Below are 26,280 nucleotides of genomic sequence, written 5' to 3'. Positions count from 1 at the left end.
TCGGTGCGGCGCCGCGCCGCCGGCGTCAGGCCGGGGCCGCGCCTGCCTCCTTCCGCGTGCTGGGGGTGGGCGGGTCGGGGCGCGGGACCGCGGCGATCGCGTCGGAGAGCCGGTCCAGCACGGCCTCCGCCTGTTCGTCCGTGATGGTCAGGGGCGGCAGCAGGCGCAGCACGGCGGGCCGGGCGTCGCAGGGCCCGACGAGCAGGCCGCGCCGCAGACAGGCGTGGCGCACGGCGGCGGCCGTCGCGGCGTCGGCGAACTCGACGCCGAGGACGAGCCCGAGGCCGCGCACGTCCCGGACGCCTTCGCGCGCGAGCACGTCGCGGCGCAGGCGCGACAGGAGGCGGGCGCCGAGGGGTCCGGGCGCGGTCGGCCAGGCCGTTCTCCCTGAGGTGGCGCAGGGTGGCTCTGCCTGCCGCCAGGGCGAGCCGGTTGCCGCGGAAGGGCTCCGGCGGGCCGGCGGGCAGGTCGTCGCGGTGGACGACGAGGGCCAGCGGCAGGCCGCCGCCGACCGCGCCGGACAGGGCCATCACGTCCGGGACGGCGTCGGCGTGCTCGATGCCCCAGAACGTTCCGGTGCGTCCCGGTCCGGTGCGGGTCTCGTCGGCGACGAGGGGGACGGACCGGGCGGCGGCCGCGTCGCGGGCCGCGCGCAGCCGTTCGGCGCCGGTGACGAGGACCCCGTCCTCGTCGCTCACCGCTACGAGGGGTTCCGCGCCGGGGGCCAGCGCCAGGGCGGCGGCCAGGGCGGCCGCGCGGGACGGGGCGCAGAACCGGACGCGGGCCCGGCGGGCGAGCGGCTCCGGCAGCGTGGCCCGCAGTTCGTCGGCGAAGGCGTCGTGGACGGGTCCGGCGGCGGCCGGCGAAGCGTCCGGATCCAGGATGGAGCGGACGGCCTCCAGCGCCACGGGGTGGTTGTGGCCCAGCACCAGGGCCCCCGCGCCGGGGAAGCAGTCCAAGTAGCGGCAGCCGTCGGCTCCTTCGATCGTCAGTCCGCGGGCGCGGACCGGCACGATGGGCAGGGCGCGGGCGTGCGCACGGGCCGGCCGCTCGCGGCGCGGACCGCCGCGCGTCGTCGGCAACACCGCCGGCGGCTGGGTCAGGGGCACGTCCTGTGTCCTCCTCCTGGTACTGCGTCTGCCCGGGGAACGCCCCCGGCCCCCGGCCGGAACCACAGAGGCCGGAACCCCACAGGCCCATGGGGCACGCCGGACCGGCCACGCCGGGTGAACTCGGCGAACGCCGAGGGTCCCCCGTACGTACCAACGACGCCGGGGCCGGGGGAACACGGGCGGACGGCGAGAAGGTGCGGCATGCCACACGGGCGGACGGGCGCGCGGCCCGGCGCCGCGCCCCGCGGCGTCGGCGTAGGGTGTCCCTGCCCCGTCGCCGGGGCGGTGCATGACAAGTTCGTCAACCGTGCGCTCCAACGAGCAGACGTGCGCCTGTACATGTGTCCAAGATCGGGGGAATCCACTCCATGCCATCCCAACGCCCGTCCCTGGCCCGCCGACGAGCGTCGCGCGCCCTGGTCTCGGCCGCCGCGGCGACCGTGCTGGCGCTGACGGCCGCGGCCTGCGGCCCGTCCGACGACGAGGCGGCCGGCGGCGACAAGCCCAGCGCCTCGGCGGCCCAGCAGGGCGACACCACCCTCAAGCTCCCCAAGGGCCTGACGCTCAAGGACCTGGACAAGTGGAAGGGCGGCGCCTGGAAGAAGTGGGACAAGGAGCAGTGGCTGCGTGAGGCCCGCGACTTCATCAACCCCATCATCGAGGGCCACTGGAAGCCCGGTTCGATGAAGGACGCCCACTCCAACGACAAGACGCTCAAGGACGCTCCGGGGACCGCGCCCGGCGGCATCGGCCAGGGCGACCAGGGCGTCACCGACCCGGAGCCGCGCCCGGTGCAGGCCAAGGAGGTCGGGAAGCCCTACCGGCAGAACGCGGCGCCGGTCGGCAAGGTCTTCTTCGACAGCCCGCAGGGCCACATGGTCTGCTCGGCGACGGTCGTCAAGGACCCGGCACACCCGGGCAAGTCCAACATGGTGTGGACCGCGGGCCACTGCGTCCACGCCGGCAAGAGCGGCGGCTGGTACCGCAACATCGCCTTCGTGCCCTCCTACAACGACAAGGGCCTGCCCGCCGCCCAGGTCAACACCGCCCCGGTGCAGGACGTGGCGCCCTACGGCGTGTGGTGGGCGGACTGGGCCCAGACGTCCACCCAGTGGATCACCCAGGGCGCGGAGACCGGTGGCGCGGGCGCTCCGTACGACTTCTCCGTGCTGCACGTGAAGCCGGAGCGGGGCACGGGCAAGTCGCTGGAGGAGACGGTCGGCACCGCGCTGGCCGTGGACTTCAACGCCCCGCAGGTGAAGTCCATCCGCACGATGGGGGCTTGGGGCTACCCGGCCGCGCCGCCCTACAACGGCCAGATGATGTACGACTGCGTCGACAAGCCGGGCCGACTGTCCCTGGACTCCACCCAGCCCACGATGTACCGCATCGGCTGCACGATGACCGGTGGTTCGTCGGGCGGCGGCTGGTTCGCCCCCGGCCCCGACGGCAAGGCGGTGCTCGTCTCGAACACCTCCATCGGCCCGTCCGACAGCCGCTGGCTGGCCGGACCGCACCTGGGCCCGGAGGCGAAGGGCGTCTACGACGCCATCAGCCGCAAGTTCGCCGCGACGCGCTAGGCGCGGAAAGGGCCCGTCTCCCCGGGGAGACGGGCCCTTTCTCGTACGGCTCTCAGCTCGCCGGGACGAACTTCCGCAGCTCCGCCGCGAGTTCCTCGTGGACCCGGGCCCTGACCAGGGTGCCCTCCGCGGTGTGCTCCTCGGAGAGCACCTCGCCGTCGGAGTGGATCCGGGCGGTCAGCGCCCCGTGCGTGTACGGCACGAGGGCCTCGACCTCGACCGCGGGGCGCGGCAGGTTGGCGTCGATGAGCTCGAGCAGCTCGTCGATGCCCTCGCCGGTCCGCGCGGACACCGCGATCGAGTGCTTCTCGATGCGCAGCAGCCGCTGGAGCACCAACGGGTCGGCCGCGTCCGCCTTGTTGACCACGACGATCTCGGGCACGTCGACGGCGCCCACGTCACGGATCACCTCGCGCACGGCGGCCAGCTGCTCCTCCGGCGCCGGGTGCGAGCCGTCCACCACGTGCAGGATCAGGTCGGAGTCGCCGACCTCCTCCATGGTGGAGCGGAACGCCTCGACGAGGTGGTGCGGCAGGTGGCGCACGAACCCGACGGTGTCGGCGAGGGTGTAGAGCCGCCCGCTCGGCGTCTCGGCCCGGCGCACCGTGGGGTCGAGGGTGGCGAACAGCGCGTTCTCCACCAGGACTCCGGCGCCGGTGAGGCGGTTGAGCAGCGAGGACTTGCCCGCGTTGGTGTAGCCGGCGATGGCGACCGAGGGCACCTTGTTGCGCTTGCGCTCCTGGCGCTTGATGTCGCGGCCGGTCTTCATCTCCGCGATCTCCCGGCGCATCTTCGCCATCTTCTCGCGGATCCGCCGGCGGTCCGTCTCGATCTTGGTCTCACCGGGACCACGGGTGGCCATGCCGCCGCCGGACGAACCGGAGCCGCCACCGCCCATCTGCCGGGACAGCGACTGGCCCCAGCCGCGCAGCCTCGGCAGCATGTACTGCATCTGCGCCAGGGACACCTGCGCCTTGCCCTCGCGGGACTTGGCGTGCTGGGCGAAGATGTCGAGGATCAGCGCGTGTGCGGTCGACCACCTTGACCTTGACGACGTCCTCGAGGTGGATGAGCTGGCCGGGGCTCAGCTCACCGTCGCAGACGACGGTGTCGGCGCCGGTCTCCAGGACGATGTCCCGCAGCTCCTGGGCCTTGCCGGAGCCGATGTACGTGGCCGGGTCGGGCTTGTCGCGGCGCTGGGTCACGCCGTCCAGGACGAGGGCGCCGGCGGTCTCGGCGAGCGCGGCCAGCTCCGCGAGGGAGTTGTCGGCCTCCTGGACCGTGCCGGACGTCCAGACGCCGACCAGCACCACGCGCTCCAGGCGCAGCTGCCGGTACTCGACCTCGGTGACGTCCTCCAGCTCGGTGGAGAGGCCGGCGACGCGCCGCAGGGCGCGCGCTCGCTCGGAGCGGTCGTACTGCTCGCCGTCGCGCTCCCCGTCGATCTCGTGGCTCCAGGCGACGTCCTCTTCCATCAGGGCGTCGGCCCGAAGACCCTCGGCGAGGCTCTGGCGGTCCTGGGGAAGGGAAGAAGTGGAGGTCATGTGATCCTTTGTTCGTCGGGCGGTGCGGATGCGGCGGGGCCCGGGGCCCCGCAGTCGACAACGTCCGGCGACCCCCCTGGATTCCCGTGGTGTGCCGCGCCTGCCGACAGGACGATGTTCCCATGCCCGCCGGGGGCGTCACGCGGGTTTCCGGGTGGGCGTCCAGTCGGGGTGGCCGGGCATCGGCGGGGTCGTCGGCTCGTACAGCCAGGCGCGCAGGAACGGCGTCAGGTCCTGGTGGGAGACGCGGGAGGCGAGGCGGACGAAGTCGGCCGTGGACGCGGTGGAGTCGCGGTGCGCGGTGACCCACTCGCGCTCCAGCTCCTCGAAGGCGGCGGTGCCGATCTTCTGCCGGAGGGCGTAGAGGACCAGCAGGCTGCCGTCGTAGACCACCGGCCGGAAGATGCCGACCTTCCTCCCCGGGGCCGGGAGCTTGAGGACCGCGGGCGGCCCGCCGTCGGCGCGCATGAGATCGGAGTACTCGTACGCCCGGCGGACCCGGTCCTCCAGCTTCCGGCCGCCCTTGAGCTCGGCGTACAGCGACTCGTACCAGGTGGCGTGGGCTTCGTTGAGCCAGAGGTCGGACCAGGTGCGGGGGCTGACGCTGTCACCGAACCACTGGTGCGCCAGCTCGTGGACCATCACCGACTCCACGTACCAGGCGGGCAGGTCGGCGCGGGTGAACAGGTCGTTCTCGAAGAGGGACAGGGTCTGGGTCTCCAGCTCGAACCCGGTGGACGCCTCCGCGATCAGCACCCCGTAGTTCTCGAAGGGGTACTTCCCCACCTTCCCCTCCAGCCACGCCAGGTGCTCGGGCGTCTTCGCCGTCCAGGCCTCCAGCCGCTCCCGTCCGGCGGCCGGCAGGACGTCGCGCAGCCGCAGTCCGCGCGGCCCGGTCCCCTCCGGGACGACGGAACGGCCGATGGCGACCTGGGCGACCTCGGTGGCCATGGGGTGCCGGGTGCGGTAGACCCAGGTCGTGCCGGAGCCCCGGGTGACACGGCCCACGAGCAGCCCGTTGGCGACCACCGTCAGCTCCTTGGGGGCCCGCACGCGGAAGGTGAACGGCGCCTTCTCCGACGGGTGATCGCTGCCGGGGAAGACGCGGTGCGCCGCGTCCGCCTGGTTGGCCATGACCAGTCCGTCCTTGGTCGGGACCCAGCCGCCCTCCTTGGAGCCCCGCGGATCGCTGGTGTGGTGGACCGTGACCATGAACGGAGTGCCGCGCGGGACGGGCCGGGCCGGGGTGACGACGAGGTCCTCCTCGACCGGAGTGAAGGCCGCCCGCGCCCCGTTGACCTCGACCGAACGCACCGTCCCCCGGGCGAAGTCCAGGTTGAACCGCGCCAGCCGCGCGGTGGCCCGGGCGCCGATCCTGGTCACCGCGTCCAGCGGGGCGGTGTTGCCGTGGTAGTCGAGGGAGATGTCGTACTCGGTGACGTGGTAGCCGGGGTTGCCCAGGTACGGGAAGAGCCGGTCGCCGATGCCCAGCGGGGCGGGCGGCGGGGCGGCCCCTGCCAGCAGGGACAGGGACGCGGTGGCGGCGAGGGCGGCGCAGCGGCGGACGGGCCTGCGCCGCCGCGGGGAACGCTCCCCGGGAGAGTGCGACATGCGTCCACCGCTACCAGCGCACCGGGGCCGGTGGTGTGCGGCGCGCAGGGCCCCACCCGTACGAGCGTCCCGGAATGCGGGGATTTCCGATCCTCTGTGCTAGAGGGCCCCCTGTGCTGGAGAGCCCCTGTACTGGAGGACCCCTCTGCTGGAGGACCCCTCTACTGGAGGGACGTGGGTCAGAGGGACGCCGCCGCGGGGCGGCCCGCCCGGCCCACGTCGTAGACCCCCGGGACGCGGCGCATCGCCCGCATGAGCTCCGGCAGGTGGGCGGCGTCGGGCAGTTGGAGGGTGTAGGTGTGGCGGACGCGCTGCTCGTGCGGCGGCTCGACGGCCGCGGAGATCACGGCGGCGCCCTGGGCGGCGATGACCTCCGTCAGATCGGCGAGCAGGTGCGGCCTGCTGAACGACTCGGCGCGCAGCGTCACCCGGCAGTCCCCCGATCCCGGTCCGGCGGGGTCGCGCCAGTGGACGCGGACCGGCCGCCGCCCGGCGGTGACCATGCGGGCCACCACCGGGCATTCGGCGCGGTGCACGGTGACCGCCCGGCCGCGCACGGCGAAGCCGGTGACCTCGTCCGGGGGGACGGGGGTGCAGCAGCCGGCCAGCCGGGCGTGCGCGGCGGCGAACCCCTCCTCGTCGCAGACGACGGCGACGGGGGTGCGGGAGGCGGGGGCCCGCCGGCCGCGGCGCGGCCCGCGCCGCCGGGGGGCCGGTCCTCCGCCGGGGAAGCGGCGGGCCCGTCCACCGGGTGGGTGGCGAACCAGCGGCCGATGGCGATCCGCGCCGCGGGCGTACGGGCGTGCTCCAGCCAGTCGCGGGACGGCCCGGAGGCGGTGTCCGGGGACATCAGCAGGTGCAGGGTGTCCCCCGTCGCGCAGGACCGTGCTGAGCGTCACCAGCCGTCCGTTGACCCGGGCGCCGATGCAGCTGTGGCCGCCCTGGCCGTACTGCGCGTACGCCGCGTCGACGCAGCTGGAGCCGGCCGGGAGGCCCACGGTGCCGCCGTCGGCGCGGAAGACGGTGATCTCCCGGTCCTGGGCCAGCTCGTCGTGGAGGGAGGTCCAGAAGGTGTCCGGGTCGGGAGCGGCCCGCTGCCACTCCAGCAGCCGGGAGAGCCAGCCGGGACGGGTGGGGTCGGAGCGCTCCTCGCACGCGTCGTCGGGCGGCTCGGCGGCGGAGGGGGTGCCCAGCGCGATCACGCCCGCCTCGGCGACCCGGTGCATCTGGTGGGTGCGGACGATGACTTCGGCCACCTCGCCGTACTCCCCCGCCACGGCGGTGTGCAGCGACTGGTAGAGGTTGAACTTGGGGGCGGCGATGAAGTCCTTGAACTCCGAGATGAACGGCGTGAAACAGGTGTGCAGTTCACCGAGGACCGCGTAGCAGTCGGCGTCCTCCGCGACGAGGACGAGCAGGCGCCCCAGGTCCGCCCCGGTCACCTCGCCGCGCTTGAGCCGCACCCGGTGCACGGAGACGAAGTGCCGCGGGCGGACGAGGACTTCGGCGCCGACCCCGGCCTCGCGCAGCACGGCGCGCGCACCCGGACGGCGGTGGCCTCCAGCGGGTCCGGGCGGCCGGCGTGGGCGCGGACGACGTCCCGGGTGCGGGCGTACTCCTCGGGATGGAGGATGGCGAAGACCAGGTCCTCCAGCTCGGCCTTGAGCACCTGGATGCCGAGCCGCTCGGCGAGCGGGATCAGCACGTCGCGGGTGACCTTGGCGATGCGGGCCTGCTTCTCGGGCCGCATGACGCCGAGCGTGCGCATGTTGTGCAGCCGGTCGGCGAGTTTGATCGACATCACGCGGACGTCGTTGCCGGTGGCCACGAGCATCTTGCGGAAGGTCTCGGGCTCGGCGGCGGCGCCGTAGTCGACCTTCTCCAGCTTGGTGACACCGTCGACGAGGGAAGCGCACCTCCGCGCCGAACTCCCGCCCCACCTGATCGAGCGTCACCTCGGTGTCCTCGACGGTGTCGTGCAGCAGCGAGGCCGTCAACGTCGTGGTCTCGGCGCCCAGTTCGGCCAGGATCAGGGTGACGGCCAGCGGGTGGGTGATGAACGGGCCGCCGCTCTTGCGCGTCTGGCCGCGGTGGGAGGTCTCGGCGAGCTCGTAGGCGCGGCGCAGGATGTCGAGGTCGGCGCCGGGGTGGTGGGCCCGGTGCGCCTTCGCCACGTGCTCGATGGCATCGGGGAGGCGGTCACGGGCGCCGGAACCGCCGAGGGCCGCGCGCGCCCCAGCCGCCTCAGGTCGATCCGGCGGCCGCGCCTGCGGCGGGGAGCACGTTCGTTCGTGGCCTCTGCGCTCATGGGCACCTCCGGCAGCCTCGACCGGCGGTGGGCTCACGCCTCCGGACCGGGTGCTTGATGCTACCGACCCCATCACGCACCGCTCACCCCCTCTCGCCCAGAGTGAACCGGATCACCCATTCGAGCGAGTCGCGTGTACGGAAATACGGTGACCGGACCGGAGGCGGGTGGCGGCGGACCGTCAGGAGGCCGTCAACCAGGCGGTGTCGAAGCGCCCCTCGGCGACGATCACCGCGGGACCGGTCATCTCGACCGTGCCGTCCGGGAGCTCGCTGATCACCAGCCGGCCGCCGGGGAGGTCCACGGTGTACGCGACGGGGTGCCCGGCGACGGCCGGGTCCAGGCCGTCCCGGCGGGCCGTGGCGACCATCACCGCGCAGGCGCCGGTGCCGCAGGACCGGGTCTCGCCGGAGCCGCGCTCGTGCACCCGCATCGCCACGTGGCGCGGGCCGCGGTCGGCGACGAACTCGACGTTGGTGCCGTCCGGGTAGGCGGCCGCTGGGGCCACCGCGGGAGCGGTGTACAGGTTGCCGGCGTCGGCCAGGTCGTCGACGAAGAGGACGGCGTGCGGGTTGCCCATGTTCACGTTGCGCGCGGGCCAGCTGCGCTCTCCGACGGTGACGGTCACGTCGCCCCCGGGGAGCGCCGCCCGGCCCATGGAGACGGTGATCTCGCCGGGCGTCCCGTCGGGGCCCGCCTTGGCGATGTGCGCGCGACGCACGCCCGCCCGGGTCGCGACGGGCACGTCGCCCTCCTCGGCCAGACCGGCCCACTGGAGGTAACGGGCGAAGACGCGGACGCCGTTGCCGCACATCTCGGCGATGCTGCCGTCGCTGTTGCGGTAGTCCATGAACCACTCGGCCTCGGCGGCCATCGCCCGCGCCTCGGGGTGCGCGGCGGAGCGCACCCACCCGGAGCACGCCGTCCGCCCCGATGCCGGCACGCCGGTCGCACAGCCGCACGACGGCGGCCGGGGACAGCTCCATCAGCCCGTCGTGGTCGGGGATGATCACGAAGTCGTTCTCGGTGCCGTGGCCCTTGAGGAAGGCGGTCTGTGCGGTGCTCACGGTTCGATGGTACGGGCCACCGGGCGGCGCCTCCCAGCCGGGCGGCGCCCCCGGCCGAGGGGCCTCAGCGCAGCCGGGCGACGCGCCAGACCGCCAGGACGGCGACCACCAGGACGACGGCGGTGTACGAGGCCACGTAACGCCAGTCGGGCCGCCGCCCCGAGCCGCGCTGCGGCAGGCCGGGCCAGGTGTAGCCGACGCGACGGGCCGCCATCACGCCCCAGCCGGCGGCGCAGCCGCTGATGAGCAGGCCGAGCATGGCGACGACCGGCCCGCCGTCGCCGAACTCGAAGGCCAGCGGGAAGGCGAACATCAGCGAGCCGAGCGCGGCGAGCACGACGATCGGCGCGAGCTGCCAGGCGCGGAGCCGGCGCGGGGGGCGCAGCTCGCGGAAGGACGCGGGGCGCGGCCGCGTCCGGCGCGGGCGCCCCGGTGTCCTCGGGACCGTCCGGGGAGAGCGCCCCGCTCTCGCCGCGGGGCGGCGGCTGCGGTCTGTCGCGGGGGCCGGCCTCCATCGCCACGCGCCCTCCCAACCGGACTTCACGGCTCGATCGAAGTTTGATGATGGCACGCCCCCGGAAGGCCTCGATGACACGTGGCGCTTCCCGATGCCATCACGTGATCAGGCTGTGACCGCCCGTTCGACCAACGCCAGCGCGCGACCCGGGAGTTCCGCCCGGTCCCCGGCGGCTCCGCTGAGCCAGTGGACCCGGGAATCCCGCCGGAACCAGGAGTCCTGACGGCGTGCGAAACGTTTCGTGGCGCGGACGGTCTCGTCCCGTGCGGCCTGCTCGGTGCACTCGCCGGCGAGGAAGGCGAGCACCTGCTGGTAGCCCAGCGCGCGCGAGGCGGTGCGCCCCTCGCGCAGCCCCGCGCGCTCCAGCGCGCGGACCTCGTCCACGAGCCCCTCCTCCCACATCCGGTCCACGCGGGTGGTGATGCGCTCGTCGAGTTCGGGGCGCGCGACGTCGACGCCGATCTGGAGGGTGTCGTAGACGGCCGTCTCGCCGGGCAGGTTGGCGGTGAAGGGCTTGCCGGTGATCTCGATGACCTCCAGGGCGCGGACGATGCGCCGCCCGTTGCCGGGCAGGATCGCGCGGGCGGCCTCCGGGTCGGCGGCGGCCAGCCGGGCGTGCAGAAGGCCCGGTCCGTGCTCGGCCAGTTCGTCCTCCAGGCGGGCGCGGACGGCCGGGTCCGTGCCGGGGAACTCCAGGGCGTCGACGGCGCCCTTGATGTAGAGCCCGGAGCCGCCGACCAGGACGGGGGTGCGCCCCTCGGCCAGCAGCCGGTCGATCTCGGCGCGGGCGAGCCGTTGGTACTCCGCCACGCTCGCGGCCTCGGTGACGTCCCAGATGTCGAGCAGGCGGTGCGGCACCCCCTGCCGCTCCTCCAGGGTCAGCTTGGCGGTCCCGATGTCCATGCCCCCGGTAGAGCTGCATCGAGTCCGCGTTGACGACCTCGCCGTCCAGGTGCCGCGCGAGCGCGACACCGAGGTCCGACTTGCCGGCCGCCGTGGGGCCGACGACGGCGATGACCTGCGGTGCGGGGGCTGCTTTTCTCACCGCACCAGTCTCGCAAACCTCAGACCGCCGCTCGAACGAGCGACGTGACGCGCCGCCCCCGGCCTCGTTGCCTGTTGCGAGGTTCCGACCGCCGGTTAACGGGCCGGAGCCCGGGAGCGGCGCAAGGGGACGCACCGGGCGATCCGGGATTTCGCTCACACCAGTAAGGTAATGGAGTAGATATGGGCGTGTTTTCTTGGCTTCGCCGTAAGCCGTCGCAGGCGTCAACGGAGGAGGTCACGGCGGACACCCGGACGGCGGATTCCGACACCGCCGCCGCTCCGGAGGCGGCCTCCGAGAAGGCGGCCCCGGCGGAGGAGTCCGCGGCCGGCGACGCGGCCGCTGAGGGGGGAGAGGGCGTCGAGATCCCCAAGCAGCAGTCCGCCGAGGAGGCGGCCGACAGCGAGGCCGGCGAGGGCGCCCGCAAGTAGCGCGCAGCGCGCGGAACGAAACGAGGGTAGGTGCCCATGGGCCTGTTCGACGATCTCAAGGCCAAGCTCGGTCCGGTGAAGGACAAGGTCGGCGACCTCGTGCAGCAGCACGGGGACAAGATCGAGCAGGGTCTGGACAAGGCCGCTCAGGTGGTCGACACCAAGACCGACGGCAAGTACAGCAGCCAGATCCGGACCGGCACGGGCAAGGCCAAGGAGGCCCTGGAGCGGCTCGCCGAGCAGGACGGCGGATCCGCCCGGGGCGACAAGGGCACCTCCTGACGATCCGTACCGGCGAACGGCCGCGGGGCACACCGCTCCGCGGCCGTCGCCGTACGCGGAGGAGTCAGGACCAGGCGGCCACGTGGTACCCGACCCCGTACGGGGCCTCGTCGTACAGCAGCCCGCCGCGCAGCCCGGCGCCCTCCGCGGCGCCCGCGAGCACCTGCCAGGGCGCCCGCCCCGCGGCCTGCAGCTCCAGGGCGAGCTCCGGGTCGATGCCGGCCAGGGCCGCGGTGTCGGCGGAGCCCAGGGCGGCGGCCGTGGCGGCGTCGAAGGGTTCGGCGCGGTCGTCCAGGTAGCCGGGGGCCTTCAGGGTGCGGCAGGCGCTGCCGTCGCCCGTCACGAGGAGGGCGACGCGGCCCTCGCCCGCGGCCAGTTCACGGCCCGCGGCCAGGCAGTCGTCGGCGTCGAGCGACTCGGCCACCGCCAGGCCCTCGACGGGCGCGGCCGACCAGCCGGTGCGTTCCAGCAGCCAGGCCGCGACGGCCAGCGACAGCGGCAGGGGCCGGGCGCCCGCGGTGCCGTCCCGGCCGAGGCGGACGTCGAGGTCCACCCCGAAGCCGCGGAACGAGCCGACGGCGCCCTGCGGGTAGCGGCCGTCGTGCGGCGAAGCGGCGGGCCCGACCACGACGAGCCGGTCGGGGCGGGCGGCGGCCGCCACGGCCACCGCGTCCAGGCAGGCGGCCCGCAGGGCGTCGAGCTCCGGGGCCGCCCCGGCGGCCAGTTCGGGGACGAGCAGCGGCGGACAGGGGCACACGGCGGCGGCGACGAGCATGCGGGAACGATACGCCCCGCGCGGTGCCCGCCGCCGCATCAGGCCCGGGTCAGGCGAGGCTGCACCCCGGGGCGGCGGGCGCCGGCAGCGGGGCGGGCGCGCCGATCGTCGGGATGCCGAGCATCACGCCCCGGGGCTTCTCCGCCACCGCGGCGTTGCGCTTCTCCCAGGCGTCGCCCGCGCGGGTGCGGCGCACGCCCATGGCCGGGCCCTCGGCCAGCAGGTGGTGCGGGGCGGCGTAGGTGATCTCGACCGTGACCACGTCGCCCGGGCGGACCGGCTCGTCCGGCTTGGTGAAGTGCACAAGGCGGTTGTCGGGGGCACGGCCGGACAGGCGCCGCGTGGCGTCGTCCTTGCGGCCCTCGCCCTCGGCCACCAGGATCTCCAGCGTCCGGCCGACCTGCTTCTTGTTCTCCTCCCAGGAGATCTCCTCCTGGAGGGCCACCAGGCGCTCGTAGCGCGCCTGCACGACCTCCTTGGGGATCTGCCCGTCCATGGTCGCCGCCGGGGTACCGGGGCGCTTGGAGTACTGGAAGGTGAAGGCGTTCGCGAAGCGGGCCTCGCGGACCACGTGCAGGGTCTGCTCGAAGTCCTCCTCGGTCTCGCCGGGGAAGCCCACGATGATGTCGGTGGAGATGGCCGCGTCCGGCATGGCGGCGCGCACCTTCTCGATGATGCCGAGGAAGCGTTCCTGGCGGTACGAGCGGCGCATCGCCCTGAGGACCGTGTCCGAGCCGGACTGCAGCGGCATGTGCAGCTGGTGCATCACGTTCGGCGTCTCGGCCATGGCGGCGATCACGTCGTCGGTGAAGTCGCGCGGGTGCGGCGAGGTGAAGCGGACGCGCTCCAGGCCCTCGATGTTCCCGCAGGCCCGCAGCAGCTTGGAGAAGGCCTCGCGGTCGCCCATGTCGGAACCGTAGGCGTTGACGTTCTGCCCGAGCAGGGTGATCTCGGTGACGCCCTCGGCGACGAGCGCCTCGACCTCGGCCAGGATGTCGCCGGGCCGGCGGTCCTTCTCCTTGCCGCGCAGCGCGGGCACGATGCAGAACGTACAGGTGTTGTTGCAGCCGACGGAGATCGAGACCCAGGCCGCGTAGGCGCTCTCGCGGCGGGTGGGCAGCGTGGAGGGGAACGCCTCCAGCGACTCGGCGATCTCGACCTGGGCCTCCTCCTGGACGCGGGCGCGCTCCAGCAGCACGGGCAGCTTGCCGATGTTGTGCGTGCCGAAGACGACGTCGACCCAGGGGGCCTTGGTGACGATGGTGTCCCGGTCCTTCTGGGCCAGGCAGCCGCCGACGGCGATCCGCATCCCGGGGCGCCGCGCCTTCATCGGCGCCAGCCGGCCCAGGTTGCCGTAGAGCTTGTTGTCGGCGTTCTCGCGCACGGCGCAGGTGTTGAAGACGACGACGTCGGCGTCGCCCTCCGCGGTGCCCTCGGGCGCCCGCACGTAGCCGGCGTCCTCCAGCAGGCCGGAAAGCCGTTCGGAATCATGGACGTTCATCTGGCACCCGTAGGTGCGTACCTCGTACGTTCCCTTGACGTCCACTGCCTGGCTCCGGTCGCTGCTGCTGGTCATTCCTCAAGGGTAAGGGGGTGCCGGAGTGCACTCCGCCGCCAGTGCCGGGGGCGGGCGCCCGCCGAGGGGCCGCCGGCGCGGTGCCGGGGTCCCGGCCCCCGGCCGTTTCCGATCATTACCGGACACGTCCCACCCCTGGCCGCCCGGCCCCGGGGCTGGCAGGATCCGCCCATGGCCCCCCGGATCCCGCACCTCGGCAGGCGCCGCGCCGTCCAGGCGAGTGCCGTGACCGCCGTGCTGTGCGCCCTGCTGGCGTGGTGGCTGGTGACACCGGAGGGAACGCCGTCGCCCTCCGGGCGGATGTCGATCGCCACCGGCACCCCCTCGGGGGTGTACGCCAAGTACGGCGCGATGCTCAAGGACGATCTGGCCCGCGACCTCCCCGCGCTGGAGGTGCGGGTGCGGCACAGCAAGGGCTCGGTCGACAACCTGCGCCAGGTCATGTCCGGCGAGGCCGACTTCGCGATCGCGACGGCCGACGCGGTCGCCACGTACGTCGACGAAGGGTCCCCGGGCGGCAACCGGCTGCGCGCCTGCGCCCGGCTGTACGACGACTACATCCACCTCGTGGTGCGCAAGGGGGCGCCCGTGCGGTCCGTGCGCGACCTCAAGGGGCTCAAGGTGGGCGTGGGGGCGGACGGGTCCGGGGTGCAGCTGATCGCCCGGCGGATGCTCACGGCCGGGGGGCTCGACTTCGAGCGGGACGTCACCCCGGTCAAGGCCGGCATCGACACCCTGCCCGGGATGCTGCGCGACGGGGGTGTCGACGCCTTCTTCTGGTCCGGCGGGCTGCCGACCACCTCCCTGCGCAGGCTCGGCACGGAGATCCCCATCCGCTTCGTCCCGCTCGCCGACCTCACCGGGCCGCTGCGCGACCTGGGGCCGGGAGGCCGCTTCTACCGGGCGGCCGTGATGCCGCCGGACGCCTACCCGGGCACGGTCACGGAGGCCGTGAAGACCGTCGCGGTCGCGAACCTCCTCGTCACCACGGACCGGACGGACGCGGCGCTGACGGAGGGCGTCACCCGCACGGTGATCCGCAGCCGGGACCGCATCGGACAGGTCGTGCACGCCGCCCAGTTGGTCGACCTGCGCACGGCGGTCTTCACCGATCCCCTCCCCCTGCACGCGGGGGCGCGCCGCTACTACGTGTCGGGCAAGCCCTGATCCTGCGGCCGCTCGCGCGGCACCCGGATCGTCACGCGCAGCCCGTGCGGCGCGTTCGGCGCGTACGAGAGGGCGGCGCCGCCCGCGGTGAGCAGGGCGCGGGAGATGGACAGGCCGAGGCCGGAACCGGAGACGTTCTGGTGACGCCCGCTGCGCCAGAAGCGGTCGCCGACGCGGGTGAGTTCCTCCTCGGTCAGCCCGGGGCCCTCGTCGGCCACGGTGACGGTCACCCGGTCCCCGACGACGGCCAGGGAGACCTCGACGCGGGATCCGGCGGGCGTGAACTTCAGCGCGTTGTCCACGACCGCGTCCAGCGCGCTGGAGAGGGCGATCGGGTCGGCCCAGCCGGTGACGGCGGCCGGTCCCGTGTAGCCGAGGGCCACCTGCTCGCGGCCGGCCACCGGGCTCCAGGCGCCCACCCGGTCGGCGACGAGCGCGGCGATGTCGGTCAGCTTCAGGTCGGCGGCGGTGTGTTCGGCCAGCGCCAGGTCCAGGAGGTCGTCCAGGACCCGGGCCAGCCGCTTGCCCTCGGCGCGCACCGAGGCGATCTCCGCGTGCCCCTCGGGGAGGTCCAGGGCCATCAGGTCGATCCTCAGCAGCAGGGCCGCGAGCGGATTGCGCAGTTGGTGCGAGGCGTCGGCGACGAAGGCGCGCTGCTGCTCCAGGGCGTCCTCGACGTCGTCCGCCATCTCGTTGAACGACCGGGCCAGGCGGCGGAGTTCCGGCGGTCCGCTGTCGGCCGCGACGCGCGCCTGGAGACGGCCCTCGGCCATGCCGTGGGCGGCGGCGTCCAGGATCCGCACGGGCCGCAGCACCCAGCCGGTGAGCCGGAACGCGGCGGCGACGGCCAGCAGCATCGCGGCGGTCTCGCCCGCGGCCAGCAGCAGCCACCGGTGCAGGATGCGCGAACGCAACGCTCCGGTGGGCGAGTCGGTGACGACGACCGCGACGACGTCGCCGTCCCGGATGACGGGCGAGGCGACGGTGAGCCGGCCGTGGCGCCAGGGCCAGACCTGGGCGGGGTCGTGGCTGCGCCGCCCGGCGAGTGCCTCGTCGAACGCCCGCCGGCCCTCCCCGCGGTCCGGCACCCGCCAGCCGTCCGGGGCGGCGGCCACGGCGGTCCTGTCGCGGCGGAAGACCCCGGCCCGTATGCCGTAGAGCTCCTCGTAGCGGGTGAGTTCGGCACCCAGGGTGGCCGTCCGGTCGTCCGCCCCGGATGGCTGGAGGACGACGAACTGGGCCAGCGCGGCGAAACGGGCGGTGTCGTCGACCCGGTCCACGACGACGCGCTGCTGCTCCACGGCGGCCAGGCCGGCGCCGAGCGGGAGGCCGAGGGCGAGCAGCACACCGGCCATGAGGACGATGAGCAGCGGAAGGAGGCGGGCGCGCACGGGCGGGGCCGTCAGACGGCGGGAACGACGATTTTGTAACCGACGCCCCTGACGGTCTCGATGAGCGCGGGCATGCGCAGCTTGGCGCGGAGCGAGGCGATGTGCACCTCCAGGGTCCGTCCCGTCCCCTCCCAACTCGTGCGCCACACCTCGCTGATGATCTGTTCCCGGCGGAAGACGACGCCGGGCCGCCGGGCGAGCAGGGCCAGCAGGTCGAACTCCTTGCGTGTGAGGGGAACGACGAGGCCGTCCACGGAGACGCGGCGGGTGGACAGTTCGATGGTGAGCGACCCCAGGCGCAGTTCGCTCTCCGGGGAGCCCGCGGACGGCCGTGCGCGCCCCTCGGTGGCCGGGGTGCGCCGGGCCACGGCGTGGATGCGGGCGAGCAGTTCACCGGTGTCGTACGGCTTGACGACGTAGTCGTCGGCGCCCAGGTTCAGGCCGTGGATCTTGGAACGGGTGTCGGCGCGGGCGGTGACCATGATGACGGGGGTGCCGGTGGACCGCCGGATCCTGCCGCAGACCTCGAAGCCGTCCTGGTCGGGCAGGCCCAGGTCGAGCAGGACCACCCCGAACGGGGCGCCGTCGCCCGGCAGGAGCGCCTGCAGGGCCTCCTCACCGCTGCGGGCATGGGTGACGGCGAAGCCGTGCCGCGCCAGGACGGCCGACAGGGCCGCGGCGACGTGGTCGTCGTCCTCGACGAGCAGCAGTCTCATCGTCCTCCGTCCGGCTGCCCTGCACACTGCAGCACGCCACCACAACGCAACACTGCATCCACGCCGATAAACAGCGGACACGTCAAGGGGGCACCGCATCCAGCGTTTCCAACACCCAGCTGGTGCGTGATCTCACCACCCTCTCGAACCTACACTCTAGCGACAGACCACACTTACGCGGCCACATCAGCTCTTTTCAACATAGGCCGCATATCCCCAGGATCCTGGCTTCATCATCGCACCAATATGACCGACCAGAGCAACTCAGCCATCCACTCATTGGCTCGTTTCGATCGTGAATTTTCCACTCACCCATGCTTGCCTTTCCTTCGGCACCACAGGGCACAAGAAATCCTCATGAAACTCCCATCGCTGGCCCAAAACACGGACGATGAGGTCACAACAGGCTAGGGGCCTCACCGAGGCACCCATTCGACCAAGCCTGCCGCCCTAGTAAAGAGTCAACTCGCGAGTTAAATCAGACCCGCCACAATCCCATGCAAGCCGTCAAACAAAACAAAGGAGACCCTACATGAGCACAACCGCACCCAAAAGGTCTCAAGCCATCCGGTGGGCTGCCACAATAACCGCACTGGCAGCAGCACCAGTTCTTCTCGTCACGCCTTCCGCCCAGGCTGACGCGAACGTAAAGGGCTCGTCATGCAGTCCTATGTTCAGCAATTCCAAAGTTTTCTACGCCAGCACAATAGGTGGCAAAGTACCCATCAAGGTATATGTACGGATGTGCGTCGAGAAAACCGGTAACGGCCACAAGGCCGCCGCCTTGGTCGGGGCAGTGGGCGACACTGGGGGGGATCTCAGCGGCCCGCCACTGTTCGACAAGTTCGAGGTTGCGGTAGCCCTCAACAAGAACGGCAATGCCGGCCTCAAGGCATACTGCAACATCGCATACGACCTCAATCGCATGCAAAATCTACCGCAGTACTGCGACACAAGCGTCGACGGGTCGTCCTCCAGGGGAGGCTGGTCCGGAGGAGGGTACGTCAAGTACCGGCTTCACAACCAGGGTGAATCCTACTGGGGAGGCATAAATGATTCACCCACCATCGACTGAACCACACACTTCAGCATAGGCTGAACGAATACCCTCGTGTAATGCCCCGACCGTGGAGCACGGTTGGGGCATTACGCAAGCCACTTGGTCAGGTGGAGGCGGGCAGGCCAGCCCTAATGTGACTGACAAAAATATTCCAGGCACCACGCTCAAAGGAGACAGCTGTACCGCAAGCATCCTTGCTGTCGCGCGTCGCTACCACCGCACCCTTATAAGAGATTTCGATACACTGACCGTTGCCACTACTGTAAGAACTCTTCCACCATATGCCTGCAGCATATCTCAATCCACCCACATCGGATTTCTTTTCCCTCACTGCATCTCCCTGGCCAACTCGGCAATCAACTTCGATGAGTTGCTGGGGCTAAGCGCAACTGCACAAAGGCTGTCGAAGATTTCGCCGTACCGACGAACGTCGGCTTCGGTTTCCAGGAACAAATCACCTGCCATGCTGTCGATGTAGATGATTTCTGGATCTTCGACATCCGGGAAACCCATGAGCACGAACGAACCGGGCATACCTGCGTGCGCCCCTGCGCTGAACGGGATGATTTGGAGCGTCACTTGCGGCTCCCCAGCCACAGCCGTGAGCCATTTCATCTGCTCATGCAGCACCGCAGGCCCGCCGACCATGCGCCGCAAGGCCGCCTCGTCCATGATTGCCCAGAGATTCAGCCGGCCGGTTTCAGCGAGCACTGCCTGGCGTTCCATCCGAGCCTGCACCCGCTGCTCAACTTCTCTGGCACTTGCCGTCGGCAAAACACCTCTGACCACAGCCCGCGCGTAGCCTTCGGTCTGCAGAAGACCAGGGATGAATAGCGATTCATAGTTGCGTACAGTATGAGCCTCAGCCTCGAAACTGATGTAGGCAGTATATTCCTCAGGTAGTTCACTGTGATAAGGACGCAGCCAACCCGGCGAACTGACGCCTTGCGACAACGCCACAATTTCGCCACGCTGATTCGAGCCCACTCCATACAGATCGAGGAGGGCTGCCAGGGTCCGCTGCTGCGGCCGAACCCTGGCCGTCTCGATCCGGTAGAGCGTCGCCGTGTTGATCCCTGTCTGCCTGGTGACGTCTTCCCTAGTCAGACCCGCAGTCTTGCGTAGGCGGCGCAGCTCTGCGGCAAGTCGCCGCAGGCGGACCGTCGGCAACTGACGCTTCGGAGGCATCCGCACCAACCCTTCATCTCCATACGAGGCAACGGCGATTCTGTCCGGCAACCACCCCTGCTGCAAGGCAAGTTCGCACATGCACGCTATGCATCCTCATAGCTTGCACACGACCACTCGGAGAGTGCATCCTGAGCACCCAGTCGCCAACTGTCACAGCGTCATCACAGTTAGGTGATCGTTGGTGGCCCAGTCATGCCCAAAGTCAAACCCCGGCGACCGTCCTACCGGCCCCGGGGCGTGGCCAACGCTAAGAAGGAGCGCTGACATGCACGACTGTATCTTCCGGTGGTTCGGATGGCTAAGGAAGACTCTTGGCCTCGCTCTGGAGATCCCCCCGGCAACTACGCTCCGCCCGACCACACCGACCCCAACGGCCAGCCGACACGTTCCCGAACAGGCCCCGCAGCGTCGCTGCGGCTGCGAACAACTCGCCCCGATCCAGACCAGCGACGAGTACGTCCTCGTCCCCTCAGTACACGGCCTCAACATCGTCCGCCGACCACAGGTCGACGAGGTGGAGCGATGAACACCGTTCCACCAACCGGCTCCTACGTCGTAGACATCGCCCGGGACAAGGTTGGTCAGGTGATGTCCTGCGATCGCAGCCGCCTCCGGCTCCGGCCGGTGCGAGGCGGGCTGGCATGGGGCTCAGAGTTGAGCAACATTCGACAGGCAACCACGGACGAAGTCCTGAGCGCCAAGGTCAAAGCCGCGAACGCCGAGTCAGGAAGAGAGGAAGTGAGCGTCCTTACCGTGATCCGGTTCGCCGACTGGGCCATCACTCCTGAGACAGCTTCAGAGGCCCCCGCGATCGTCCACGAGTTGGAGTGCACCACCTGCGGAGCCATCTCCGGGGCAGATGAGGACTTCGAAACGGCTCGGGATTGGGCCTTCAGGCACGTCAGACGCACCCCCTCCCACACCGGCTATCGCGAGATCATTCACCGATTTTGGCGGGCAACTCTCGTAAGGTAAACCAGACGAAGGCTCGGGACCCATCCTCGACAGTGGGCCCGAGCCTCACAACGTTCGTGCACTCCCTCTCGCACTTACGCAACACACAGGCACTGAACAGGGCTTGTGGAGCGCCCGGGGCTCGGGAACGGGCACGCCGGGTGCGGGAAGCGGTCCGGGGAAACGGGCCGGTCGACGAGACCGAAACCGCGCCTCGGATCGACTTCACCACCCACCTGACCGCCAGCATGCGCAAGTTCACCGCCGAACGGGACTGGCTGCACGTCTACCAACTGCCGCCCTACGCACCCGACCTCAACCCGGTCGAGGGTATCTGGTCCCTCCTGCGGCGCGGACCACTGAGCATTTCCGATCTACGCCCTGGCGAGTGACGTGCGTTTCTGGATCAACGCGAGGAGTGCGTGGAGCAGTCTGGTGATGCGGTTGGGGCTGATGCGTACGAGGTCGAGGATCCGCCAGCGTTTGAGGACGGCGAAGGCCCGCTCGGCGGGCGCGCGGAGTCTGGCATGGGCGGAGTTGCCCTTCTTTTCCCAGCCGTTGTGGCTCTTGCCTTTCGGGCGGCGGACCGGGGTCCGGATGGTGCCGCCGGCGCCGAGGTAGCCCAGGTCAGCGGTGGTCTCCACGTCGGCGTCGCTGACGGCGGCGATGATGCCGTCCCCGCGGGCGGCGGGCAGGTCGTTGACCGATCCGGGCCGCGCCTGCCCCAGGTAGGCAAGCTCGCCCTCCACGCTGGTCAGCGCCTGGACGTTGACGCCGTGGTCGTGGTGCTTGCCGCTGTACAGAAGGTCGTCGTTGTCCTCGGTGGCCTGGGCCGCGCAGCGCCAGGTGCGGATCAGAGTGCCGTCCAGCAGCAGGCGACGCCGGGGACCGGCGGCCTGGACGGCATCGGCGAGGGTGGGCGCGTGTGCGGACAGGACGTCGATGCCTTCGTTGACGTAGCGCCAAGCAGTGTCGGTGCTGACGCCGAAGTGGGTGCCGAGACGGGCGAAGGCGTCACCGTTGGCCAGGTGGACCAGGACCATGACCGCCTGGTCGTAGGAGGTCAGCTTGCGCCAGGAGCCGCCCAGTTCGCTCCTTCGAGTGGCGATGAGGTTCTCCAGCCAGGAAACGAGGTCGCCGGGCAGGTCGAGGGTGGCACGATAAGTGACCACGAAGCTCCTTGCTCCGCAGGTTGGTTGACGCCTCTGCAACGGCAAGGAGCTTCGCCTCGTTACGGCCCCTTCGTCACCCACACCGGTCACGATCGGAAGAGCTCACTGGCCAACACCGCCTTCACCAACCCCGACCACCTTGCCCGGACCCTCCGGACGGGCTTACGCGTCATCCAGTACCGAAGCGACCTCATCGACGGCTGCCTCACCGGCACCGGACTGACCCGAAACACGACCTGACCACCACGACACCACCCTTTAAAGGTCAGTAACAGAATGAGTTGCTCTGTCTCAGAGTGATCAGGCAGCAGGCAAGACGGAGGAAGGCTTGTGGGTGTCGGCTCATCACTCCCAGCGGATGCGGAGGCGTTTGAAGCCGTGCAGCCAGGCAGAACTTCGCTCAACTACCCAGCTGTACGTGCCCAGTCCAGTGTCGTTGCGGGTGCTGCGCCGGGCAACGGCGGGCACGATCCCTCGGGCCCGCACGTGGTCGCGGTAGATATCGTGGTTGTAGCCCCGGTCGGCGAAGAGCGGTCCGACTTACGGCGAGGTCAGTCAGCGCGCCCCGCGCGGGTGGGACTGCGTTGAGCAGGGGCAGCAACTGGGTGACGTCGTTGCAGTTGGCTCCGGTGAGGATGACCGCGAGCGGGACGCTGTGCCCGTCGGTGATCAGGTGGCGCTTGGAGTAGACCCGACCCCGGTCGACCGGCGACGGGCCCGTCGCAAGCTCCCTTTTGGGTCCCTGACCTGGCTGGAGTCGGCTACGCAGCGGGGCCAGTCCAGCCTGGCTGCCGCGTTCAGCTCAGCCAGGAGTGCTTCATGCAGTTGCTGCCATACCCCGGCCTCGTTCCAGTCCCGCAGGCGCCGCCAGCGCATCGCGCCCGAGCCGAAGCCGAGCTCGGCCGGCAGGTACTCCCGCTGGATCCCGGTGTGCAGCACGTACAGGATTCCGTGCAACACCTGCCGGTTCGACAGCGGTTTGCGGCCCGGGGGCCGGAACCGCCGTTGCCTGCAGGACAGCAGCAGCCCGATCCGCTCCCACAGCTCGTCCGACACCAACCATGGCGATGCCCCCACGAGCCGGACAGCGCTCAACTCACCCGTCAGACACGGCCACCAGCGACAACCAGCCTCATCCTGTCAGGCGTTGCTAGGCAGCGACCTGGTCCATCGGGCATCCCAACCCCCTACGCTCGGTGTCGGTCAGAGCCCAGATCGTTATGCTCAATTTCCGCTCAGATGTAATGACGCTGGTCGTGGCGGCTCACTACTGTCCTCTCAACCGAGGAGGACGGAGCGTGGAACGCCGATGAGCCAAGCACCGGTGAACGACAGCACGGGCCCCGCGGCGGACCCCCTGGTCGTCCTGAACAAGGTCAACAAGCACTTCGGCGCGCTGCACGTGCTGCAGGACATCGATCTGTCCATCGCACGCGGCGAAGTCGTGGTCGTCATCGGCCCGTCGGGCTCCGGCAAGTCCACGCTGTGCCGGACGATCAACCGGCTGGAGACGCCCGACTCCGGCTCCATCACCATCGACGGCAGGCCGTTGCCCCAGGAGGGCCGCGAACTGGCCCGGCTGCGGGCGGACGTGGGCATGGTCTTCCAGTCCTTCAACCTCTTCGCCCACAAGACTGTGCTGGCCAATGTGACGCTGGGGCAGACCAAGGTCCGCCGCAAGGACCGCGCGACGGCGGAGGCCACCGCCCGTACGCTGCTCGAACGGGTCGGGGTGGCCGCCCAGGCGGACAAGTACCCCGCGCAGTTGTCCGGCGGCCAGCAGCAGCGCGTGGCCATCGCCCGTGCGCTGGCCATGGATCCGAAGGTGATGCTGTTCGACGAGCCGACCTCGGCCCTCGACCCGGAGATGATCAACGAGGTGCTGGAGGTCATGCAGCAACTCGCCCGCGACGGCATGACGATGGTCGTCGTCACCCACGAGATGGGCTTCGCCCGCTCCGCCGCCGATCGCGTGGTCTTCATGGCCGACGGCCGCATCGTCGAGGAGGCCGTGCCGGAGCAGTTCTTCAGCAACCCGCGCAGCGACCGGGCCAAGGACTTCCTCTCCAAGATCCTGCACCACTGAACCGCTGAACCGCGGATCTGCTGATTCCGCACCGCCGGCTCCCCGCTTCCCCCGTGTAAAGGATGGGCACATGAAGCTCCGCAAGACCGTCGCAGCGGCCGCCGTGGTGGTGGCGCTGACCGCGTCCGCGACCGCCTGCGGGAAGGAGGGCAGCCCCGACGACAAGAAGGACGGGGCGAGCAGCGGATCCTCCGCGCCCGCACCGCCGAAGTACCAGGTCAACTCCGCGGCGGAGGTGAAGGGTTCACCCGTCTTCGAGAAGATCAAGGGCAAGACGATCACCATCGGCACCAAGGCCGACCAGCCCGGGCTCGGCTTCGAGAACCCCAGCAAGGGAACGCGCTCGGGCTTCGACGTAGAGATCGCCAAGATGGTCGCGGCCGGTCTCGGCTTCGACGAGGCCCACATCAAGTTCGTGACCGTGCCCTCCGAGGCGCGCGAGACCCAGATCGCCGCCGGCGGCGTCGACCTGTATGTCGGCACGTACACCATCAACGACGAGCGCAAGAAGCAGGTCGGCTTCGCCGGCCCGTACTACGTCGCCGGGCAGGACCTGCTGGTGAAGTCCGACAGCTCGGTCAAGGGCCCGGACGACGTCAAGGGCAAGAAGATCTGTTCCGTCACCGGCTCCACCCCGCTCAAGCGGATCAAGGAGGCCAAGTACGGCGCCGCCGAGGTCAAGGCCCAGCAGGGCTACCAGCTCTGCGTCCAGGAGCTGGTCAACGGCACGGTCGACGCGGTCACCACGGACGACGCGATCCTCAAGGGGTACGCGGCCCAGAACAAGGGCCTCAAGGTCGTCGGGAAGCCGTTCTCCAAGGAGCCGTACGGCATCGGCCTGAAGAAGGAGGACAAGACGCTGCGCGAGGCGGTCGACAAGGCCCTGGAGGCGCACGAGAAGAACGGCGACTGGAAGAAGGCGTACGACGCCACCCTCGGCCGCTCCGGCAGCGAGGCCCCGGCCCCGCCCGCCATCGAGCGCTACTGAGGCGGTCCCGGGCCCGGCCGGGCCCGGCCGCCGCGGCCCCGGGCCCCCCGGAGAGCCCCGTGACCCCGGAGAATTGACGTGAACGTTCTGTCGGACCACTTCGCGGAATTCCGCGAAGGCTTCCTGGGCACCGTCGAACTGACGGCGTCCAGCGCCCTGCTCGCCCTCGTCCTGGGCATCCTCATCGCCGGGTTCCGCGTCTCGCCGGTGCCCGCCCTGCGCGCTTTCGGCACGACGTGGGTGACGCTGCTGCGCAACACCCCGCTCGTGCTGCTCTTCCTGGCCGTCACCCTGGGGCTGCCGGCGCTCGGCCTCAAGGGCTGGGACTCGTTCTGGCTCGCCGTGCTCGCCCTGGGCTGCTACACCTCGGCCTTCGTCTGCGAGGCGGTGCGCTCGGGCATCAACACCGTGCCGGTGGGCCAGGCCGAGGCCGCCCGCTCGATCGGGATGACCTTCACCCAGACCCTCGGCCAGATCGTGCTGCCCCAGGCGGCCCGCACCGCGATACCCCCGCTGGGCAGCCTGATGATCGCCCTCGCCAAGAACACCGCGATCGCCTCCGGCTTCAACGTGGCGGAACTAGCCGCATTGCAGAAGCAGTTGAACGCGGACGAGGGGTACAACATCTATGTGATCTTCCTCTGGATCGCCCTCTGCTACCTCATCATCACCTTCGCCATCAGCGGAATCTTCCGGCTGCTGGAGAACAGGCTGGAGGTGGCCCGATGAGCGCCAACGTCCTCTACGACGCCCCCCGGACCCAGGGCCCGGATCCGCAACCGCGTCTACGGCGCGGTCTCCGTCCTCGCCATCGTCGGCCTCCTGGCCTTCGTGGTCCAACGGCTCGACTCCACCGGCCAGTTCCAGTCCGGCCTGTGGGAGGCCTACGAGTACACCGACACCCAGAACCGGATCCTCGACGGCCTGGTGACCACGCTCAAGACCTTCGGGATCGCGGCGCTGCTCTCCCTCGCGCTGGGCACTCTGCTGGCCACCGCGCGGCTCTCCGACCACGCACCCGTGCGCTGGGCGGCGACCGTGGCCGTGGAGTTCTTCCGCGCCATGCCGCTGCTCATCATGATCTTCCTGCTGTACGCGGCGTTCTTCACCAACGACCCCATGTGGGCGCTGGTCATCGGGCTGACCCTGTACAACGGGTCGGTGCAGGCGGAGATCTTCCGCTCCGGCATCAAGGCGGTGCCCCAGGGGCAGGGCGAGGCCGCCCGGGCGCTCGGGCTGCGCAAGACACAGGTGATGGCGTACGTCCTCGTCCCGCAGGCCGTGCGGTCGATGCTGCCCTCGATCATCAGCCAGCTGGTCGTGACGCTGAAGGACACCGCGCTGGGCTTCATCATCCTCTACGAGGAACTCCTCTTCGTAGGCAAGAAGTTCGCCGGACAGACCGAGCCGGTGAACGGCGTCTACGCCTTCATCCCCATGGTCATCGTCTTCGGTTCGATCTACATCCTGCTGTGCCTGGCCCTGTCCGGCGTGGCGACCTGGATCGAACGGCGCACGAAGCGCTCCCGCAAGGGCGCCCCTCCCGCTCCCCCGGTGGCCCTCGACCTCGGGACCGGCGGGTCCGGTGTGGTCAACCCCTGACGCGCCGCGGGGCACGCGTGGCGTGCGGCACCGGTGGTCCGCTCCGGGCCACGGGGGCGCACGCCACCGGCGCGCCGCCGGGAGGCCACTGATCACTTGACGCAA

General features: G+C 70.9%; 19 protein-coding genes and 9 pseudogenes. 12 read left to right on the top strand and 16 right to left on the bottom strand.

The window, feature by feature from the left end; translation table 11 throughout:
• Window positions 1-25 precede the first annotated feature (25 nt).
• Together ABD794_RS19120 and ABD794_RS19115 are read right to left on the bottom strand one after the other, a co-directional pair.
• A complete protein-coding gene (locus ABD794_RS19120; RefSeq protein WP_425586042.1) occupies window positions 26-319 on the bottom strand; it encodes an aminotransferase class III-fold pyridoxal phosphate-dependent enzyme in 294 nt (97 codons plus the stop codon).
• 100 nt (window positions 320-419) lie between these two features.
• Window positions 420-1,403 (bottom strand): annotated as a pseudogene (locus ABD794_RS19115) (aminotransferase class III-fold pyridoxal phosphate-dependent enzyme); the annotation flags it as partial.
• A gap of 77 nt (window positions 1,404-1,480) precedes the next feature.
• Here ABD794_RS19115 and ABD794_RS16290 point away from each other — a divergent pair.
• A complete protein-coding gene (locus ABD794_RS16290; protein ID WP_344964120.1) occupies window positions 1,481-2,692 on the top strand; it encodes a trypsin-like serine peptidase in 1,212 nt (403 codons plus the stop codon).
• Between the two features lie 52 nt (window positions 2,693-2,744).
• On the opposite strand, the pseudogene hflX reads toward ABD794_RS16290, so the two are convergent.
• The 6 genes and pseudogenes from hflX to miaA form a co-directional block, all read right to left on the bottom strand.
• Window positions 2,745-4,236 (bottom strand): annotated as a pseudogene (gene hflX / locus ABD794_RS16285) (GTPase HflX).
• Between the two features lie 138 nt (window positions 4,237-4,374).
• Window positions 4,375-5,847 carry a M1 family metallopeptidase gene (locus ABD794_RS16280; RefSeq protein ID WP_344964118.1) on the bottom strand — a complete coding sequence of 491 codons (1,473 nt, stop codon included), beginning with the start codon at window positions 5,845-5,847 and terminating at the stop codon, window positions 4,375-4,377.
• A gap of 179 nt (window positions 5,848-6,026) precedes the next feature.
• Window positions 6,027-8,155: pseudogene (locus ABD794_RS16275) on the bottom strand (RelA/SpoT family protein).
• Window positions 8,156-8,336: 181 nt separating this feature from the next.
• Window positions 8,337-9,222: pseudogene (dapF, locus tag ABD794_RS16270) on the bottom strand (diaminopimelate epimerase).
• Between the two features lie 64 nt (window positions 9,223-9,286).
• A pseudogene (locus ABD794_RS16265) lies at window positions 9,287-9,737 on the bottom strand (hypothetical protein).
• 107 nt (window positions 9,738-9,844) lie between these two features.
• Window positions 9,845-10,784 (bottom strand): annotated as a pseudogene (gene miaA, locus ABD794_RS16260) (tRNA (adenosine(37)-N6)-dimethylallyltransferase MiaA).
• A 182-nt stretch (window positions 10,785-10,966) separates the two neighbouring features.
• Here miaA and ABD794_RS16255 point away from each other — a divergent pair.
• Together ABD794_RS16255 and ABD794_RS16250 are read left to right on the top strand one after the other, a co-directional pair.
• Complete coding sequence (locus tag ABD794_RS16255; RefSeq protein WP_344964117.1) at window positions 10,967-11,215, top strand: hypothetical protein; 249 nt, start codon at window positions 10,967-10,969, stop codon at window positions 11,213-11,215.
• Between the two features lie 36 nt (window positions 11,216-11,251).
• The gene (locus ABD794_RS16250) at window positions 11,252-11,497 is read left to right on the top strand and encodes an antitoxin (protein WP_344964134.1); all 246 of its coding nucleotides are present in this window, start codon (window positions 11,252-11,254) and stop codon (window positions 11,495-11,497) included.
• 64 nt (window positions 11,498-11,561) lie between these two features.
• Here the strand turns inward: ABD794_RS16250 and ABD794_RS16245 are convergent, their stop codons facing one another.
• Both ABD794_RS16245 and miaB read right to left on the bottom strand, forming a co-directional pair.
• Window positions 11,562-12,272 carry a class III extradiol dioxygenase subunit B-like domain-containing protein gene (locus tag ABD794_RS16245; protein WP_344964115.1) on the bottom strand — a complete coding sequence of 237 codons (711 nt, stop codon included), beginning with the start codon at window positions 12,270-12,272 and terminating at the stop codon, window positions 11,562-11,564.
• A 49-nt stretch (window positions 12,273-12,321) separates the two neighbouring features.
• On the bottom strand, window positions 12,322-13,848 hold the full coding sequence (gene miaB, locus ABD794_RS16240) for a tRNA (N6-isopentenyl adenosine(37)-C2)-methylthiotransferase MiaB (RefSeq protein WP_344964113.1): 1,527 nt from the start codon (window positions 13,846-13,848) through the stop codon (window positions 12,322-12,324).
• Between the two features lie 171 nt (window positions 13,849-14,019).
• On the opposite strand from miaB, the gene ABD794_RS16235 reads away from it, so the two are divergent.
• Window positions 14,020-15,015 (top strand): TAXI family TRAP transporter solute-binding subunit, encoded by a 996-nt coding sequence (locus ABD794_RS16235; protein ID WP_344964111.1) that lies wholly within the window; start codon window positions 14,020-14,022, stop codon window positions 15,013-15,015.
• On the opposite strand, the gene ABD794_RS16230 is transcribed toward ABD794_RS16235, so the two are convergent.
• Window positions 14,994-16,406, bottom strand: a complete 1,413-nt coding sequence (locus ABD794_RS16230) for a sensor histidine kinase (RefSeq protein WP_344964109.1) — start codon at window positions 16,404-16,406, stop codon at window positions 14,994-14,996. The genes ABD794_RS16235 and ABD794_RS16230 overlap by 22 nt on opposite strands.
• An 11-nt stretch (window positions 16,407-16,417) precedes the next feature.
• Window positions 16,418-17,122 carry a response regulator transcription factor gene (locus ABD794_RS16225; protein ID WP_344964107.1) on the bottom strand — a complete coding sequence of 235 codons (705 nt, stop codon included), beginning with the start codon at window positions 17,120-17,122 and terminating at the stop codon, window positions 16,418-16,420.
• A 532-nt stretch (window positions 17,123-17,654) separates the two neighbouring features.
• Between ABD794_RS16225 and ABD794_RS16220 the strand changes: the two genes are divergently transcribed.
• Window positions 17,655-18,197, top strand: a complete 543-nt coding sequence (locus tag ABD794_RS16220; protein WP_344964105.1) for a hypothetical protein — start codon at window positions 17,655-17,657, stop codon at window positions 18,195-18,197.
• A gap of 88 nt (window positions 18,198-18,285) precedes the next feature.
• Here the strand turns inward: ABD794_RS16220 and ABD794_RS16215 are convergent, their stop codons facing one another.
• Both ABD794_RS16215 and ABD794_RS16210 read right to left on the bottom strand, forming a co-directional pair.
• Window positions 18,286-18,492, bottom strand: coding sequence for a DUF397 domain-containing protein (locus tag ABD794_RS16215; RefSeq protein ID WP_344964132.1), 207 nt, complete (start codon window positions 18,490-18,492; stop codon window positions 18,286-18,288).
• 17 nt (window positions 18,493-18,509) lie between these two features.
• Window positions 18,510-19,451 carry a helix-turn-helix domain-containing protein gene (locus tag ABD794_RS16210; protein WP_344964104.1) on the bottom strand — a complete coding sequence of 314 codons (942 nt, stop codon included), beginning with the start codon at window positions 19,449-19,451 and terminating at the stop codon, window positions 18,510-18,512.
• Between the two features lie 444 nt (window positions 19,452-19,895).
• Here ABD794_RS16210 and ABD794_RS16205 point away from each other — a divergent pair, with 444 nt between their 5' ends.
• Both ABD794_RS16205 and ABD794_RS16200 read left to right on the top strand, forming a co-directional pair.
• The gene (locus ABD794_RS16205; protein WP_344964102.1) at window positions 19,896-20,348 is read left to right on the top strand and encodes a DUF7848 domain-containing protein; all 453 of its coding nucleotides are present in this window, start codon (window positions 19,896-19,898) and stop codon (window positions 20,346-20,348) included.
• A 212-nt stretch (window positions 20,349-20,560) separates the two neighbouring features.
• Window positions 20,561-20,680, top strand: a pseudogene (locus ABD794_RS16200) (transposase); the annotation flags it as partial.
• A gap of 21 nt (window positions 20,681-20,701) precedes the next feature.
• Here ABD794_RS16200 and ABD794_RS16195 read toward each other — a convergent pair.
• Complete coding sequence (locus tag ABD794_RS16195) at window positions 20,702-21,499, bottom strand: transposase family protein (RefSeq protein WP_344964100.1); 798 nt, start codon at window positions 21,497-21,499, stop codon at window positions 20,702-20,704.
• A 93-nt stretch (window positions 21,500-21,592) separates the two neighbouring features.
• Here ABD794_RS16195 and ABD794_RS16190 point away from each other — a divergent pair.
• Window positions 21,593-21,739, top strand: a pseudogene (locus ABD794_RS16190) (IS630 family transposase); the annotation flags it as partial.
• Window positions 21,740-21,764: 25 nt separating this feature from the next.
• Here ABD794_RS16190 and ABD794_RS16185 read toward each other — a convergent pair.
• Window positions 21,765-22,558, bottom strand: a pseudogene (locus tag ABD794_RS16185) (IS5 family transposase).
• A 250-nt stretch (window positions 22,559-22,808) separates the two neighbouring features.
• Here ABD794_RS16185 and ABD794_RS16180 point away from each other — a divergent pair.
• The 4 genes from ABD794_RS16180 to ABD794_RS16165 all read left to right on the top strand — a co-directional run bounded on the left by ABD794_RS16180 (window position 22,809) and on the right by ABD794_RS16165 (window position 26,175).
• A complete protein-coding gene (locus ABD794_RS16180; protein ID WP_344964098.1) occupies window positions 22,809-23,585 on the top strand; it encodes an amino acid ABC transporter ATP-binding protein in 777 nt (258 codons plus the stop codon).
• Between the two features lie 70 nt (window positions 23,586-23,655).
• On the top strand, window positions 23,656-24,573 hold the full coding sequence (locus ABD794_RS16175) for a glutamate ABC transporter substrate-binding protein (protein WP_344964096.1): 918 nt from the start codon (window positions 23,656-23,658) through the stop codon (window positions 24,571-24,573).
• Between the two features lie 78 nt (window positions 24,574-24,651).
• Window positions 24,652-25,302, top strand: coding sequence for an amino acid ABC transporter permease (locus ABD794_RS16170; protein ID WP_344964095.1), 651 nt, complete (start codon window positions 24,652-24,654; stop codon window positions 25,300-25,302).
• Window positions 25,303-25,404: 102 nt separating this feature from the next.
• Entirely contained in the window at window positions 25,405-26,175 is a 771-nt protein-coding gene (locus tag ABD794_RS16165; RefSeq protein ID WP_344964092.1) for an amino acid ABC transporter permease, read from the top strand.
• Window positions 26,176-26,280: the final 105 nt, after the last annotated feature.

It is taken from the genome of Streptomyces thioluteus, assembly GCF_039535865.1.
Note: the sequence above shows the minus strand (reverse complement) of the source record. Positions and strands in the feature narration are given on the sequence as shown.

Excerpts from the sequence above, each read along its gene's own strand:
- ABD794_RS16290 (WP_344964120.1), top strand. The coding sequence starts at position 1,481 with ATGCCATCCCAACGCCCGTCCCTGGCCCGCCGACGAGCGTCGCGCGCC.
- ABD794_RS16280 (WP_344964118.1), bottom strand. The coding sequence starts at position 5,847 with ATGTCGCACTCTCCCGGGGAGCGTTCCCCGCGGCGGCGCAGGCCCGTC.
- ABD794_RS16255 (WP_344964117.1), top strand. The coding sequence starts at position 10,967 with ATGGGCGTGTTTTCTTGGCTTCGCCGTAAGCCGTCGCAGGCGTCAACG.
- ABD794_RS16250 (WP_344964134.1), top strand. The coding sequence starts at position 11,252 with ATGGGCCTGTTCGACGATCTCAAGGCCAAGCTCGGTCCGGTGAAGGAC.
- ABD794_RS16245 (WP_344964115.1), bottom strand. The coding sequence starts at position 12,272 with ATGCTCGTCGCCGCCGCCGTGTGCCCCTGTCCGCCGCTGCTCGTCCCC.
- miaB (WP_344964113.1), bottom strand. The coding sequence starts at position 13,848 with ATGACCAGCAGCAGCGACCGGAGCCAGGCAGTGGACGTCAAGGGAACG.
- ABD794_RS16235 (WP_344964111.1), top strand. The coding sequence starts at position 14,020 with ATGGCCCCCCGGATCCCGCACCTCGGCAGGCGCCGCGCCGTCCAGGCG.
- ABD794_RS16225 (WP_344964107.1), bottom strand. The coding sequence starts at position 17,122 with ATGAGACTGCTGCTCGTCGAGGACGACGACCACGTCGCCGCGGCCCTG.
- ABD794_RS16220 (WP_344964105.1), top strand. The coding sequence starts at position 17,655 with ATGAGCACAACCGCACCCAAAAGGTCTCAAGCCATCCGGTGGGCTGCC.
- ABD794_RS16210 (WP_344964104.1), bottom strand. The coding sequence starts at position 19,451 with ATGTGCGAACTTGCCTTGCAGCAGGGGTGGTTGCCGGACAGAATCGCC.
- ABD794_RS16205 (WP_344964102.1), top strand. The coding sequence starts at position 19,896 with ATGAACACCGTTCCACCAACCGGCTCCTACGTCGTAGACATCGCCCGG.
- ABD794_RS16180 (WP_344964098.1), top strand. The coding sequence starts at position 22,809 with ATGAGCCAAGCACCGGTGAACGACAGCACGGGCCCCGCGGCGGACCCC.
- ABD794_RS16175 (WP_344964096.1), top strand. The coding sequence starts at position 23,656 with ATGAAGCTCCGCAAGACCGTCGCAGCGGCCGCCGTGGTGGTGGCGCTG.